The organism is Paracoccus pantotrophus (genome assembly GCF_008824185.1).
Classification (GTDB): Bacteria; Pseudomonadota; Alphaproteobacteria; order Rhodobacterales; family Rhodobacteraceae; genus Paracoccus; species Paracoccus pantotrophus.
The window spans coordinates 1,575,079-1,588,645 of record NZ_CP044426.1; the positions used below are offsets into that span (position 1 = coordinate 1,575,079).

Annotated in this window: 12 protein-coding genes; 5 read left to right on the forward strand and 7 right to left on the reverse strand. The window is 69.7% G+C overall.

Annotation, left to right across the window (positions count from 1 at the left end):
- Nucleotides 1-3 precede the first annotated feature (3 nt).
- The 5 genes from ESD82_RS18290 to hutI are packed head-to-tail and all read right to left on the reverse strand — an operon-like array spanning nucleotide 4 to nucleotide 5,824.
- Nucleotides 4-1,158 (reverse strand): acyl-CoA dehydrogenase family protein, encoded by a 1,155-nt coding sequence (locus tag ESD82_RS18290; RefSeq protein ID WP_024843856.1) that lies wholly within the window; start codon nucleotides 1,156-1,158, stop codon nucleotides 4-6.
- Nucleotides 1,155-2,303, reverse strand: a complete 1,149-nt coding sequence (locus ESD82_RS18295; protein ID WP_147427677.1) for a CaiB/BaiF CoA transferase family protein — start codon at nucleotides 2,301-2,303, stop codon at nucleotides 1,155-1,157. Before ESD82_RS18295 ends, ESD82_RS18290 begins: the two co-directional genes overlap by 4 nt.
- Entirely contained in the window at nucleotides 2,300-3,091 is a 792-nt protein-coding gene (gene hutG, locus ESD82_RS18300) for an N-formylglutamate deformylase (protein WP_147427676.1), read from the reverse strand. Before hutG ends, ESD82_RS18295 begins: the two co-directional genes overlap by 4 nt.
- The gene (gene hutH, locus ESD82_RS18305) at nucleotides 3,088-4,629 is read right to left on the reverse strand and encodes a histidine ammonia-lyase (RefSeq protein ID WP_147427675.1); all 1,542 of its coding nucleotides are present in this window, start codon (nucleotides 4,627-4,629) and stop codon (nucleotides 3,088-3,090) included. The genes hutG and hutH overlap by 4 nt, the downstream gene beginning before the upstream one ends.
- Nucleotides 4,622-5,824: an imidazolonepropionase gene (gene hutI, locus ESD82_RS18310; protein ID WP_147427674.1), complete on the reverse strand. Its 1,203-nt coding sequence runs from the start codon at nucleotides 5,822-5,824 to the stop codon at nucleotides 4,622-4,624. The genes hutH and hutI overlap by 8 nt, the downstream gene beginning before the upstream one ends.
- A 96-nt stretch (nucleotides 5,825-5,920) precedes the next feature.
- Between hutI and ESD82_RS18315 the strand changes: the two genes are divergently transcribed.
- The 4 genes from ESD82_RS18315 (at nucleotide 5,921) to ESD82_RS18330 (ending at nucleotide 9,863) form a co-directional block, all read left to right on the forward strand.
- On the forward strand, nucleotides 5,921-7,282 hold the full coding sequence (locus ESD82_RS18315; RefSeq protein ID WP_024843861.1) for a formimidoylglutamate deiminase: 1,362 nt from the start codon (nucleotides 5,921-5,923) through the stop codon (nucleotides 7,280-7,282).
- Nucleotides 7,279-7,980, forward strand: a complete 702-nt coding sequence (locus tag ESD82_RS18320; protein WP_024843862.1) for a GntR family transcriptional regulator — start codon at nucleotides 7,279-7,281, stop codon at nucleotides 7,978-7,980. The genes ESD82_RS18315 and ESD82_RS18320 overlap by 4 nt, the downstream gene beginning before the upstream one ends.
- A gap of 69 nt (nucleotides 7,981-8,049) precedes the next feature.
- Nucleotides 8,050-8,838 carry an inositol monophosphatase family protein gene (locus ESD82_RS18325; protein ID WP_024843863.1) on the forward strand — a complete coding sequence of 263 codons (789 nt, stop codon included), beginning with the start codon at nucleotides 8,050-8,052 and terminating at the stop codon, nucleotides 8,836-8,838.
- A gap of 62 nt (nucleotides 8,839-8,900) precedes the next feature.
- Nucleotides 8,901-9,863 carry a DMT family transporter gene (locus ESD82_RS18330; RefSeq protein ID WP_024843864.1) on the forward strand — a complete coding sequence of 321 codons (963 nt, stop codon included), beginning with the start codon at nucleotides 8,901-8,903 and terminating at the stop codon, nucleotides 9,861-9,863.
- Here the strand turns inward: ESD82_RS18330 and ESD82_RS18335 are convergent.
- Entirely contained in the window at nucleotides 9,817-11,970 is a 2,154-nt protein-coding gene (locus ESD82_RS18335) for a lytic transglycosylase domain-containing protein (RefSeq protein ID WP_244314548.1), read from the reverse strand. The genes ESD82_RS18330 and ESD82_RS18335 overlap by 47 nt on opposite strands.
- A 103-nt stretch (nucleotides 11,971-12,073) precedes the next feature.
- Between ESD82_RS18335 and dapA the strand changes: the two genes are divergently transcribed.
- Nucleotides 12,074-12,949 carry a 4-hydroxy-tetrahydrodipicolinate synthase gene (dapA, locus tag ESD82_RS18340; RefSeq protein ID WP_147427673.1) on the forward strand — a complete coding sequence of 292 codons (876 nt, stop codon included), beginning with the start codon at nucleotides 12,074-12,076 and terminating at the stop codon, nucleotides 12,947-12,949.
- A gap of 231 nt (nucleotides 12,950-13,180) precedes the next feature.
- Here dapA and ESD82_RS18345 read toward each other — a convergent pair whose 3' ends face one another.
- Nucleotides 13,181-13,564 carry a Na+/H+ antiporter subunit G gene (locus tag ESD82_RS18345; RefSeq protein WP_147427672.1) on the reverse strand — a complete coding sequence of 128 codons (384 nt, stop codon included), beginning with the start codon at nucleotides 13,562-13,564 and terminating at the stop codon, nucleotides 13,181-13,183.
- Nucleotides 13,565-13,567: the final 3 nt, after the last annotated feature.

Genomic DNA, 13,567 nt, shown 5'->3' on the forward strand with positions numbered 1-13,567 from the left:
CGTTCAGGCCAGCATATTGCCGGAAATGATGATGCGTTGAATTTCCGAGGAGCCCTCGTAGATGCGCATGATGCGCAGGTCGCGAACGATCCTCTCGATGGGGAAGTCGCGGGTATAGCCATAGCCGCCATGCAGTTGCAGCGCGGTGTCGGCGATCCTGCCCGCCGCCTCGCTGGCCGCGAGCTTGGCCATGCTGGAGGCAAGCGAAAAACGCCCGCCGTGGTCATGGGCGTTCTGGCGCTGGCGGGCGGCGTCCTGCGACAAGAGCAGCGCCTGGCGATAAGCGACGCCCATGTCGGCGATCATCCAGCGGATGCCCTGCCGGTCGGTAAGCCGCTCGCCGCCGATCACGCGGTCCTTGGCATAGGCGATGGCCGCTTTCATCGCCGCCTCGGCCATGCCCAGGCATTGCGCGGCAACCTCGATGCGGCCATTGTCCAACACCTGCATGGCGGTGCGAAAGCCCCGGCCCTCCTCGCCCAAGAGCGCGTCCTGGGGCAGGTGGCAGTCGAGGTTCAGGGTGAAGACATGCCCGCCCTTCAGCCCCATGGTCCGCTCGGGCGCGCCCGGCTCCAGCCCCGGCGTGCCCCTGGGCAGGATGAAGGCCGAGATGCCGCGATGGCCCTTCTCGGGGTCGGTCACGGCATAGACGACGATGAAATCCGCCACGCCGCCGTTCGAGATGAAACATTTCGTGCCCTTCAGGTGCCAGCCGTCCTCGGTCCGGCGGGCGCGGGTCTTCATGTCGGCGGGGTCGGAACCGGCAGTCGGCTCGGTCAGGGCGAAGGCCCCCAGCGCCTCTCCGGCGGCGGCTTTCGGCAGCCATTCCTGCTTCTGCGCCTCGGTCCCGCCCAGCAGGATCGAATCGGTCGCCAGGTAATGCGCCGTCAGCGCCGAAGCGGTCGAGCCGCAGGCCCCCGCCACGATCGCCACCGCCCGCAGCAGCGCCGGGGCCGCGATGCCGCTGCCGCCATATTCCTCGGGCAGGTTCGCGCCCATCATCCCGGCCTCGCCCAGAACGGCAAGTTGCTCGTGGACAAAGGCCGAGGTCTCGTCGGTCTCGGCGGCTTTCGGCGCGATCCGCTCGGCGCAGATGCGCTCCAGCACGTCGCAGAACAGCCGTTCCTCCTCGGCCAGCATGTGCCAGTCGTCGCTCATGCGGTCTCCTCCAATCCGAATGCGCGCAGGATCGCGGCACGGTCGCCGCCAAGGCGCGGGGCCGAGGTCTCGGCCACGGGTTTCTCTGCATCGAAGCGCACCGGCTGGCCGACGGTCGGCGCCAGCCCCAGCACCGGATGCGGCAGGCGGCTGACCAGCCCGCGCGTCAGCGCATGCTCGTTGCCCGACGCCTGGGCGATGTCCCAGATCGGCGCGGCGGGCAGCCCGGCGCCGGCCAGCGCCGCGACGGCCTCCTCGGTCGTGCGGTCGCGCGACCAGCTTTCGATCAGGCGCTTGAGCTCGGGCTCATGCGCGGTGCGGCTTTCGTCGCTGGCAAAGCGCGGATCGTCCGCCGCCTCGGGCGCGCCGATCAGCGTGGCGAGCGTGGCGAACTGGCGCGGGTTCAGTACCGCGATCACCACCTGCCCGTCCTGGGTCGCAAAGCAGCCGAAGGGGGTGGACAGGGGATGGCGGTTCCCCACCCGCTGCGGCAGCTGGCCGGCATAGAAATGCAGCGCATGGCTGGTGGTCAGCATGGAAAACAGCGTGTCATACATGGCGACGTCCAGCGTGGCACCCTGCCCCGTGGCGTTGCGGTTGACCAGCGCCGCCATGATCGCCCAGCTTCCGAACAGGCCGGCGATCAGGTCGGCGACGCTTTCGCCGGTCTTCAGCGGCGCGCCGCCTTCCTCGCCCGTGCCGGCCATCAGACCGGACATGGCCTGCACCACCAGGTCATAGGCCGGCAGGTCGCGGAAGGGCCCCTGCTGGCCGAAGCCCGAGATCGAACAATAGACCAGCCGCGGGTTTTCCGCCCGCAGCGCCTCGGCCCCCAGGCCCAGGCGGGCGGCGACACCGGGGCGGAAGTTCTCGACCACCACGTCGACGCGCGCCGCGACGGCCTTGGCCAGCGCCAGATCGCCGGGATCCTTCAGGTCCAGGACCAGGCTTTGCTTGCCGCGGTTGTTCAGCGTGAACAGCGCGCTTTCGCCGTCCTTGAACGGGCCGATATGGCGGTAATCGTCACCGGCGGGAGGTTCCAGCTTGATGACCTCGGCACCCAGGTCGGCCAGAAGCGCGGTGCAATAGGGCCCGGCCAGCACGCGCGACAGGTCCAGCACCTTGATGCCTTGCAGCGGCTTCATGCGCGCAACTCCGGCGCCAGCGCGGCCAGGCGTTCAAGGATCGCCTTCAGCGTCACCCGCAGCGCCTCGGCCTTCTGCTCGTCATAGGCAAAGGGCGGGGCCTCGGTCGCCAGATGCGTCACCTGGGCCAGTTCCATCTGGATGGCGTGGACGCCCTGCCCCGGCTGGCCGTAATGCCGCGTCGTCCAGCCGCCCTTGAAGCGGCCGTTCAGCACATGGCTGCGACCGGTTGCGGCGCAAAGCTCGAAGGTGGCCGCCTCGATGCGCTGGTCGCAGGAGGCGCCGCTGTTGGTGCCGATGTTGAAATCCGGCAGCACGCCCGGAAACAGGAAGGGGATCACCGAGCGGATCGAGTGGCAGTCGTAAAGGATCGCCACGCCGTGACGCGCCTTGACCCGCGCGATCTCGGCCGCCAGCGCCGCGTGATAGGGGGCGTGGAAACCGGCCTTTCGGTCGGCGATCTCCTGGGCCGTGGGTTCCTCGGTCCAGATCGGTTCGCCGTCGAAATCGGTCAGCGGCACAAGACCGGTGGTGTTCTGCCCGGGATAGAGGCTCGCATCGTCCGGCCCGCGATTGGCGTCGATGACATAGCGGTGGAAGGTGGCGCGCACCGTGGTCGCGCCGGGCAGAAGCCCGTCATAGAGCCGATGGATATGCCAGTCGGTATCGGCCAGCACCTGCCCGCGCGGATTCAGCCGGGCGCGGATCTCGTCGGGCAGCCATGTCCCGGTATGCGGCAGGCCCAGGATGACCGGGCTGTCGCCTTGCACGACTTCGACGGGGTTCACGGCCGCACCTCGTCCAGCAGGCTGGCGGGGATGGCGCCGACCAGCACGCCCTCGCGCACCAGGCGCGCCGATTCGGCCAGGTCGGGGGCCAGGTAGCGGTCCTGCTCCAGCGCCGGCACCGTCTGGCGCAGCGCGGCGATCACCGCCTGCAAGGGCGCCGAAGTCTCCAGCGGCGCGCGAAACTCGACGCCCGCGCTGGCGCAAAGCGCCTCGATGCCCAGGATCTGCGCAAGGTTCGCGTTCATGCGTTTCAGCCGCCGCGCGCCATGCGCGGCCATGGACACGTGATCCTCCTGGTTGGCCGAAGTCGGCGTCGAATCGGTGCTGCACGGCGTTGCCAGATGCTTGTTCTCGCTCATCAGCGCCGCCGAGGTCACTTCCGCGATCATCAGGCCCGAATTCAGCCCCGGATCGGGGGTCAGGAAGGGCGGCAGGTCATGGCTCAGCGCCGGATCGACCATCAGCGCGATGCGGCGCTGGGAAATGGCGCCGATCTCGGCGATGGCCAGCGCGATCTGGTCGGCGGCAAAGGCCACCGGCTCGGCATGGAAGTTGCCGCCCGAGACGATGCGGTCGGCGCCCACCAGCACCAGCGGGTTGTCGGTGGCGGCGTTCGATTCGATTTCCAGCGTGCGGGCAGCCTGCCACAGCAGGTCGATGCAGGCGCCCGTCACCTGCGGCTGGCAGCGGATGCAATAGGGATCCTGCACGCGCGTATCACCCTCGCGGTGGCTCTCGCGGATCTCGGAACCTTCCATCAGCGCGCGGATGGTCCGCGCCGCGACGATCTGGCCGCGATGGCCGCGCAGCGTGTGGATCTCGTCCAGGAAGGGCGCGGTCGAGCCCATGATCGCGTCGGTCGAAAGCGAGGACGTGACCAGCGCCGCGCGGGCCGAGGCGAAGGCCTCGAACAGCCCCGCCAAGGCGAAGGCGGTCGAGACCTGCGTGCCGTTGATCAGCGCCAGCCCCTCTTTCGCGGCCAGCACCACGGGCGCGAGGCCGGCGGCGGCCAACGCCTCGGCGGCGGGCATCTCGCGGCCGTCATAGGTTGCGCGGCCCTCGCCCAGCATGGCGGCGGCCATATGCGCCAGCGGCGCCAGATCGCCCGAAGCGCCGACCGAACCCTGCGACGGGATCACCGGCAGCACGCCGCGGGCCAGCATATCCTCGATCAACTGGATCACCTCGGGGCGTACGCCCGAGGCGCCGCGGCCCAGCGACAGAAGCTTCAGCACCATGATCAGGCGCACGGTTTCCGGCTCGACCGGCTCGCCCACGCCGCAGCAATGCGACAGGATCAGGTTCCTTTGCAGCGTCGCCGTATCCCGCGCCGCGATCTTGATCGAGGCGAGCTTGCCGAAGCCGGTATTCACGCCATAGACCGGCGCCTCGCCATTGGCGGCGGCCTCGATGCGCGCCGCCGATTCGGCGATGCCGGGGCGGGCCGAGTCGGCCAGCCGCACGGCCAGCCCCTGGCGCCAGACCTGTTCAAGCTGCGCGAGCGTGGTTTCACCAGGAATAAGGATCAGTTCAGACAAGTTCGCCTCCGACGATGCGGGCATGAAGGGGGTTGAAGCCGATGCGATAGGTCAGTTCGGCCGGATGGCTGATGTCCCAGACCGCCAGGTCGGCGCGCATGCCGGGTGCCAGCCGGCCGCGATCCGCAAGGCCCAGCGCGCGGGCGGCGTGGCGGGTGACGCCGGCCAGGCATTCCGAGGGCGTCATGCGAAACAGCGTCGCGCCCATGTTCATGGTCAGGAGCAAAGAGGTCAGCGGCGAGGTGCCGGGATTGCAATCGGTGGCCAGCGCGATCGGCACGCCGGCCTGGCGCAGGGCGGCCATCGGCGGATATTGCGTCTCGCGCAGGGTATAGAAGGCACCGGGCAGCAGCACCGCCACGGTGCCATGGGCCGCCATGGCCTCGATGCCGTCCGGACCCAGATATTCCAGATGGTCCGCGGACAACGCGCCGTGCTGCGCCGCCATGGCCGCGCCGCCCAGGTCGGAAAGCTGCTCGGCATGCAGCTTGACCGGCAGGCCCAGCCGCGCGGCATGGTCGAAGATGCCGGCCATTTCCTCGCGCGTGAACGCGATGCCCTCGCAGAACCCGTCCACCGCGTCGATCAGCCCCTCGGCATGGCCGCGCTGCATGCCGGCGATCACCACCTCGCGGATATAGCCCGCTCGGTCGTCCTTGTATTCCGGCGGCAGGGCATGGGCGGCCAGCCAGGTGGTGCGCACCGTCACCGGGCGGACCTGCCCGATGCGGCGGGCGACGCGCAGCATCTTCAGCTCGCTGTTGATATCGAGCCCATAGCCCGACTTGATCTCCAGCGTGGTCACGCCCTCGGCCAGCAGCGTATCGACGCGCGGCAGGGCGGATGCCAGCAGCGCCTCCTCATCCGCCGCGCGCGTGGCGCGGACGCTGGACAGGATGCCGCCGCCGGCGCGCGCGATCTCCTCGTAAGAGGCGCCCTCCAGCCGCATCTCGAACTCGCGGGCGCGGTCGCCGCCAAAGACGATATGGGTGTGGCAGTCGATCAGCCCCGGCGTCACCAGCCGCCCGCCCAAGTCGCGGCGCGTCACATCGGCATAGCGCGCCGGCAGCTCTGATTCGGCGCCGATCCAGATGATTCGCCCGGCCTCGATCACCAGCGCGCCCTGCTCGATCAGGCCGTAACTACCTGATTCTTCGCCTATCGTGACAAGCTTGGCGTGGTGGAGAAGCTGCATCGGATCGCATCCCGGATTGATTTCTCGGTCGTTCTATGTCTAAACTTATTTCAACTCTATGTCTAAACTTATTTTGGCACAAAGAAGGGCGACGGGATGACGGTTATCTGGGCGGAGCGGGCCTTGCTGCCCGATGGATGGGCAGAAAATGTCCGGGTGACGGTCGATCGGGGCCGAATCGCCGCGGTGGAAAAGGACACGGCGCCGCAGGGCCATCGCGCGGGCCTGCTGCTGCCGGCGCTTGCGAACCTGCACAGCCACGCCTTCCAGCGCGCCATGGCCGGGCTTTCCGAGGCGAAAGGCCCCGAGCCGCGCGACACCTTCTGGACCTGGCGGCAGATCATGTATCGCTTCCTCGACCACCTGACGCCCGAGGATGTCGAGGCGATCGCCGCACTGGTGCAGATGGAGATGCTGGAGGCCGGCTATGCCACCAATGTCGAGTTCCATTACCTGCACCACCGCCCCGGGGCTGGGCATTACGACAATATCGCCGAGATGGGCGAGCGCATCGCCGCCGCGGCCGGCCGCACCGGCATCGGCCTGACGCTTTTGCCCGTGCATTACCAATTCGGCGGCGTGGATCGCCGGCCGCTCGCCCCCGGCCAGAACCGCTTCGGCACCACGCCCGAGGAGTTCCAGCGCCTGCTGGAAGGCTGCGAGGCGGCGCTGCGGGCCCTGCCCCCGGACGCCGGCATCGGCGTCGCCCCGCATTCGCTGCGCGCCGTCTCGCCCGAGGGGCTGGCGGCCTGCGTCGCACTGCGCCCCGGCCGGCCGCTGCACATGCACCTGGCCGAGCAGGTGCCCGAGATCGAGGAAATCAGCGCCGCCTATGGCCGCCGCCCGGTCGAATGGCTGCTGGAAAACCACAACCCCGACCGGCGCTGGACGCTGATCCACCTGACCCACATGACCGAGGACGAAACCCGCCGCCTGGCCGCCACCGGCGCCGTCGCCGGGCTGTGCCCGATCACCGAATCGTCCTTGGGCGACGGCATCTTCAACGGCACCATCTGGGCCGAGGCGGATGGTCGCATCGGCTTCGGCTCGGACAGCAACATCCGCATCTCGCTGGTGGAGGAGCTGCGGACGCTGGAATACAGCCAGCGCCTGCGCGACCGCGGCCGGGCGATCCTGGCCGAGCCGGGGCGCTCGACCGGGCGGGTGATCTACGAGGCGGGGATGGACGGCGGCGCCACGGCGGCGGGGCGCGAGACCGGGGCGATCCGGCCGGGGCTCTGGGCCGACCTGGTCGCGGTCGGGCTGGACAACCCGGTCATGGCCGGCCGCAAGGGCGACCAGATGCTCGACAGCCTGGTCTTTGCCGGCCATGACGGGCTGGTCCGCGACACCTGGTCGGCGGGCCGCCATGTCGTGAACGATGGCCGGCATATGGACCGCGACCGCATCATCGCCGATTATCTGGCGACCATCGCCCGGCTTCAGGAACGCATGTGACCGAAAGACACTCCTCCAAGGCGCAAGCCATCACCAGCGAGGTGCGACGCCGCATCGTGGACCGCGAATGGCGGCAGGGCGACCGCATCCCGGACGAGGCCGAACTGGCCGTCGAGTTCGGCGTCGCCCGCGCCACGGTGAACAAGGCCCTGCAAATGCTGGCCGAAGAGGGGCTTTTGGACCGCAAGCGCCGGGCGGGCACGCATGTGACGGTGAACCCGGCCCGCAAGGCCACGCTGACCATCCCCATCGTGCGCGAGCAGATCGAGCAGGCGGGGATGGAATACAGCCACCGCGTCGTCGCGCAGCGCCGCAGCCCGTTGCCGGCCGATGTCGCCGCCCGCATGGCCCTGCCCGAGGGGCGCGAGCTGATCCACCTGCGCACCGTGCATTACGGCGACGACAGGCCCTTCCAGGCCGAGGACCGCTGGATCAACCCCGCCGCCGCGCCGGGCGCCGAGACGGTGGATTTCCAGCGCATCACCGCGAACGAATGGCTGGTCAGGAACTTTCCCTGGCTGCATGCCGACATGGCATTCTCGGCCGAGAATGCCAGCGCCCGCGACGCGCGGCTGCTGGAGACGCGGCAGGGCACCGCGCTTCTGATCCTGCAACGCACCACCTTCAACGACCTGGGCGCCATCACCTCGGTCCGGGTGGCCTTTCATCCCGGCTATGCCATGATCGCAACGCACTAGGCACCCGCGCCGGCTTCACTTTGCGCGGTCCTTCGCCTAATAGGCTGGCAATCCCAAAAAGGAAAAGCCATGGCCAGCGCCAATCTCAACATCATGATCAAGGCCGCGCGCAAGGCGGGCCGCAGTCTCGTCAAGGACTTCCGCGAGGTCGAGAACCTGCAGGTCTCGGTCAAGGGCGCGGGCGATTTCGTCAGCCGCGCCGACCGCGAGGCCGAGCGCATCATCAAGGAAGAACTGCGCACCGCGCGCCCGAATTACGGCTGGATCGGCGAGGAGACCGGCGAGGAAGCCGGCGAAGACCCGACTCGGCGCTGGATCGTCGATCCGCTGGACGGCACGACGAACTTCCTGCACGGGTTGCCGCATTGGGCGGTCAGCATCGCCTTGGAGCACAAGGGCGAGATCGTCGCCGCCGTGGTCTTCGACGCCGCCAAGGACGAGCTGTTCACCGCCGAGCGCGGCGACGGCGCCTTCCTGAACGACCGCCGCATCCGCGTCTCGGGCCGCCGGCAGATGATCGAATCGATCTTTGCCACCGGCGTGCCCTTTGCCGGGCGCGGCACCCTGCCCGCCACGCTGCGCGACCTCAGCCGGCTGATGCCGCTGACCGCGGGTGTCCGGCGCTGGGGCGCCGCCTCGCTGGACCTGGCCTATGTCGCGGCCGGCCGCTACGAGGGCTATTGGGAACGCGGCATCAAGTCCTGGGACGTGGCCGCCGGCATCCTGCTGGTGAAAGAGGCCGGCGGCTTCGTCGAATCGATCCGGCCCGAGCAGAGCCCGATCGAATCGGGCTCGATCGTCGCCGCCAACCCGCAGCTTTTCGACGAGTTCGCAGGATTGGTGCGTCAGCGCGACTGAGCCCGGCTTGACCTTTGTCGCGCCCAAGGGCATGGGCGGATCTCAAGACTGGGATACGCGCCATGCCCGAACACCACCCGACGGGGCCGTTGACGGCCCCGGCACCCCGCTCGCCTGCCGCGCCGGAGCCGCCGGGCGGGCCGCCGCGCACCGACAGGCAGGGCGCGGCGATCCTGATGATCTGCGCCTCGGCGCTGATCTTCGCGGCCCAGGACGGCGTCTCGCGCCACCTGGCCGCGGTCTATTCCCCCGTCTTCATCGTCATGCTGCGCTATTGGTTCTTCGCGGCATTCGTGGTCCTGCTTTGCGCCCGCGCGCCGGGCGGGCTGGGCCGGGCGATCCGCTCGGGCCGGCCCCTGACGCAGATCTTCCGCGGCGTGCTGCTGGTGGCCGAGGTCGTGCTGATGATCGAGGCCTTCGTGCGCATGGGGCTGATCAACACCCATGCGATCTTCATCTGCTACCCGCTGATGATCTCGGCGCTTTCGGGGCCGCTTCTGGGCGAAAAGGTGGGCTGGCGCCGCTGGGCCGCGGTCGCGGTGGGCTTTCTCGGCATCCTGATCGTGCTGAAGCCGGGCAGCGGCGTTTTCAGCGCCGATGCGATGCTGCCGCTGACGGGGGCGGCGATGTTCGCGGTCTACGGGCTGCTGACGCGCTTGGTCTCGCGCGAGGACAGCGCCGTGACCAGCTTTTTCTGGACCGGCATCGCGGGCGCGGGCGCCGTCACCCTGATCGGCATCTGGCATTGGGAGCCGATGGCCAGCGAAGACATCCCCTGGCTGCTGGTGCTGTGCTTTTCAGGGGTGGCGGGGCATTTCCTGCTGATCAAGGCCTATGAGCTGGCCGAAGCCTCGGCGCTGCAGCCGTTTTCCTATACCCAGCTGGTCTGGGTCAGCATCTTCGGCGTGACGGTATTCGGCGAGACGCTGGCGCCGAATGTCGCCATCGGCGGGCTGATCGTCGTCGGCGCCGGCCTGTTCACCTGGTGGCGCTCGTATCAGCGCGAGCGGGCCGGGCGGCGCTGAGCGGAGCGGCGCTGGCCTCCTCGACCGGCGCCGGGCCCAGCACCTCGGCCAGCACCCCGCCGGCGGCATAGGCCACCAACCGCCGCACCGGCATCGGCGGCCGGGCCGAGGCCACCAGCCTGATGGGCGGCGGCGCGGGCGCCGGCTTCATGCCGCCCCCGGTCAGATCCCATGTCGGCAGCAGCGGCACCGGCGCGCCCTTGATGCGGGCGCGATAGATGGGCAGCGCCTCGGCCACGCGCATGACGTAGTTGCGCGTCTCGTCAAAGGGGATCATCTCGACCCAATCGACCGGGTCCACCTGCCCGCGCAGGTCGCCGAACTCGTCCAGCCAGCGGGCCGAGCGCCCTGGCCCGGCATTGTAGCCCGCCGCCACCAGCGCGATCGACGGGCCGAAACGGTCGCGCAAGCCGGCCAGATAGGCCGCGCCCAGCCGGGCGTTATAGGCGGCGTCGCGGGTCAGCCGCGCCTGATCGAAGGGCTCGCCGACCTTGCGCGCCATGGAACGCGCGGTGTCGGGCATGACCTGCATCAACCCCAGCGCCCCGGCATGCGAGGACACGGTATGGTTGAACTCGCTTTCCCGCCGGGCGATGGCCATGACCAGTTCGGGCGGCAGGCCCAGCTCGGCCTGCTCCAGCCCGGTCAGCGGGAAATAGGCGGCCGGATAGACCGCACCCTTGGCCGCGGCGGCCTTGGCCAGCCGCAGCGCGTGCCAGGGCAGCCGCATCTCCAGCATCATCCGCGCCATGCGGCCGATATCCTCGGCCGCGGCGGTCTCGGCCAGGTGCAGGAAGAAGCGCGCGCCCTGGTCGGTCTCGCCCGCCGCCAGCAGCCAGGTGCCGGCCTGCCAGACCGGGCTGTCGCGCAGGGCGCTGCCGCGCCACTCGGGCAGGCTGGCCTCGCTGCGCCCGGCGATGGCCAGGCCGGGCTGCATCGGCAGGCCCAGCCTTTCGGCGGCAAGCTGGCCATACCAGGCGGATTGATATGCCGCGGCACGGGCATAGGCCGCATCGGCGCCGGCCTCGTCACCCCCGGCCTCCAGCGCCCGGCCCTGCCAGTAATGTGCGCGGGACAGGGAAATCGGGCTCGCCACCGCGCTTTCCAGCGTGCGGAAATGCTGAAGTGCCCGGTCCGGCGCGCCGCCGCGCAGCGCGGCATAGCCCGCAAGCCATTCCAGGTCGGAAAAGGCATCGCTGCCCTGCGGCAGGAAATGCCCGGCAGCCAGCCTCTCGGCCAGGGCCCAGTCGCCCTGCCGCAGCGCCAGGCGCGCGTAATCGGCACGCTTGCCGGCCCAGGCCGCGGGATCGCGCAGCGCCTCGGCGCTGGTCGAGCGTTCCAGCATCAACGCGCGCGCGAGATCGGGCATCTTGGCCCAGACCCGCCAGCGGAAGCGGTCGAGCGCCAAGCCCGCATCATCCCGTTGCGCCTCGGGCAGGGCCAGGATCAGCGCATCCACCCCGGCCTGCCCCGATTGCAACGCCAGCCGCGCGCGGCCCAGGGCCTGCGCGGGACCCGAGGCCATGGGCAGCACCACCTGCGCCGCCTGCCATTCGCCCAGGTCCAGAAGCCGCATCAGCCGCGCGTCGTGCAGCCCCGCCACCTCGGCGCCATGGGCGGCCAGAAAGGCATCGGCCTCAGGCTTGGTCAGCGCCTGCTCGGTCCAGAACCGCGCGATCTCGGCCTTCGCGGCCATGGGATCGGTTGCCTGCAAGGCCGCGATCAGCGCCGTGGCGCCGTTCAGCGTATCGGGCCGGCGGGTGCCGAACCATTGGATCACCTCGGCCGGGGCCAGGTCGGGGCGCAGCACCGCGTCGCCGCGCTTCCAGAACAGCGCCATGCCGGGCCAATCCGCATGGCGCCGGGCAAAGTCGCGATATTCCGGCCAGCTGCCCTGCCCGGCCCGCAGCCGCTGCCAGGCGACCAGGTCGCGGGCGATGGGCCCCGAGGCTTCGGCCTCGGCCGCAGCGGTGGTCCAGTCGCGCATCGCCGCCGCCGCCAGGGCGCGGGACAGGCGCCCGGCATCCTCGGCCCCGGCCGGCGGGGCAAGGCTCAGGGCAAGGGCCAATGCCGGCCCGAGGATCCTGTCACGGAAAGGATACATCATGGCCCCATTTCTGCGAGGTTCCGCCGGGCGGCGCAACTCACATCCTTGGCAATCCGCGCATCCGCATGTAAGCCGCCATCAGAGGCAAATTCAGGATACCCACATGTTCAGAGGCTCGCTGCCCGCGCTGGTCACGCCCTTCACCCCGGACGGGGAGCTGGATCTCCCCGCGCTGGAAAAGCTTGTCGAGTGGCATGTCGACCAGGGCAGCCACGGGCTGGTGCCCGTCGGCACCACCGGCGAAAGCCCGACGCTGAGCCATGAGGAGCACCGCCAGGTCATCGAAGAGGTGGTGCGTATGGCCGCCGGCCGCATCCCGGTCATCGCCGGCGCCGGCTCGAACTCGACGCGCGAGGGGATCGGGCTGGTGCAGCACGCGCAGGCCGCGGGGGCCGACGCGGCACTGGTGGTGACGCCCTATTACAACAAGCCGACCCAGGCCGGGCTGATCGCGCATTACACCGCGCTGCACGACGCGAGCGACCTGCCGATCATCATCTACAACATCCCCGGCCGCTCGGTCATCGACATGACGCCCGACACCATGGGCGAACTGGCCAGGCTGCCGCGCATCATCGGCGTCAAGGACGCGACCGGCAAGCTCGAGCGGGTCAGCCAGCAGCGCGCCGCCTGCGGCAAGGATTTCGTCCAGCTTTCCGGCGAGGACGCCACCGCGCTCGGCTTCAACGCCCATGGCGGGGTGGGCTGCATCTCGGTCACGGCGAACGTGGCCCCGAAGCTTTGCGCCGAGTTCCAGGAGGCGACGCTGGCGGGCGATTACGCCAGGGCGCTGGACTACCAGGACCGGCTCATGCCGCTGCACGAGGCGATCTTTGTCGAGCCGGGCGTCGCCGGAGCGAAATACGCCATGTCGCGGCTGGGGCTTTGCAGCGACGCCGTACGCCTGCCGCTGGTCGCGCTGACCGATGCGACCAAGGCCCGGATCGACGCGGCCCTGGTTCACGCCGGGCTGATCTGAACCGCGCATCAGGCCGGACGAGAGGGGGGCGGGGTTTCCGCTCCTTTTTCATGGCCGGCCCGGCGGGACCGGCACAGCCGGGGGCTTTGCGCCCCCGGACCCCCGCAGGATATTTGGCCAAGGAAGAACCCAAGGAAGGCGCAGGGCGGCTCCCGCTTCTTTCTTGTCCAAATATCCTGGGGGAGCGCGGAACGCGCGGGGGCAAGGCCCCCATGCTAGAGCACCGCCAGGCTAGTTCCGCGCCTGCCGGTCGACCAGGCTTTCCTTGTCCGGGTCGCAGAAGGTCGCCCAGTCCTTGCCGGGCGCCGGGCGGGGCAGCTCGTCGCGGCTCCAGCCCAGATGCATATGCGCCTTGGCGATGAAATAACCGGTGACCGGCGCGGTCAGGAACAGGAACAGCGTGATCAGCAGCTCGTGCCAGGTCAGCACGCCATGACGGGCGGGGAACCAGATCAGCGAGGCGATCAGCACCGCCCCCACGCCCAGCGTCGCCGATTTCGTCGGCGCATGCAGGCGGGTCATCGGGTCGGGCAGCTTGACCAGCCCGTAGGAGCCGACAAGGCCGAAGAACCCGCCCAGCACCAGCAGGACCGAGACGACGATTTCCGCGATCATGCC

What these genes read in the sequence shown, in the direction of transcription:
- ESD82_RS18290 (WP_024843856.1), bottom strand. Translation starts at nt 1,158, where the DNA reads ATGAGCGACGACTGGCACATGCTGGCCGAGGAGGAACGGCTGTTCTGC.
- ESD82_RS18295 (WP_147427677.1), bottom strand. Translation starts at nt 2,303, where the DNA reads ATGAAGCCGCTGCAAGGCATCAAGGTGCTGGACCTGTCGCGCGTGCTG.
- hutI (WP_147427674.1), bottom strand. Translation starts at nt 5,824, where the DNA reads ATGCAGCTTCTCCACCACGCCAAGCTTGTCACGATAGGCGAAGAATCA.
- ESD82_RS18315 (WP_024843861.1), top strand. Translation starts at nt 5,921, where the DNA reads ATGACGGTTATCTGGGCGGAGCGGGCCTTGCTGCCCGATGGATGGGCA.
- ESD82_RS18325 (WP_024843863.1), top strand. Translation starts at nt 8,050, where the DNA reads ATGGCCAGCGCCAATCTCAACATCATGATCAAGGCCGCGCGCAAGGCG.
- ESD82_RS18330 (WP_024843864.1), top strand. Translation starts at nt 8,901, where the DNA reads ATGCCCGAACACCACCCGACGGGGCCGTTGACGGCCCCGGCACCCCGC.
- ESD82_RS18335 (WP_244314548.1), bottom strand. Translation starts at nt 11,970, where the DNA reads ATGATGTATCCTTTCCGTGACAGGATCCTCGGGCCGGCATTGGCCCTT.
- dapA (WP_147427673.1), top strand. Translation starts at nt 12,074, where the DNA reads ATGTTCAGAGGCTCGCTGCCCGCGCTGGTCACGCCCTTCACCCCGGAC.
- ESD82_RS18345 (WP_147427672.1), bottom strand. Translation starts at nt 13,564, where the DNA reads ATGATCGCGGAAATCGTCGTCTCGGTCCTGCTGGTGCTGGGCGGGTTC.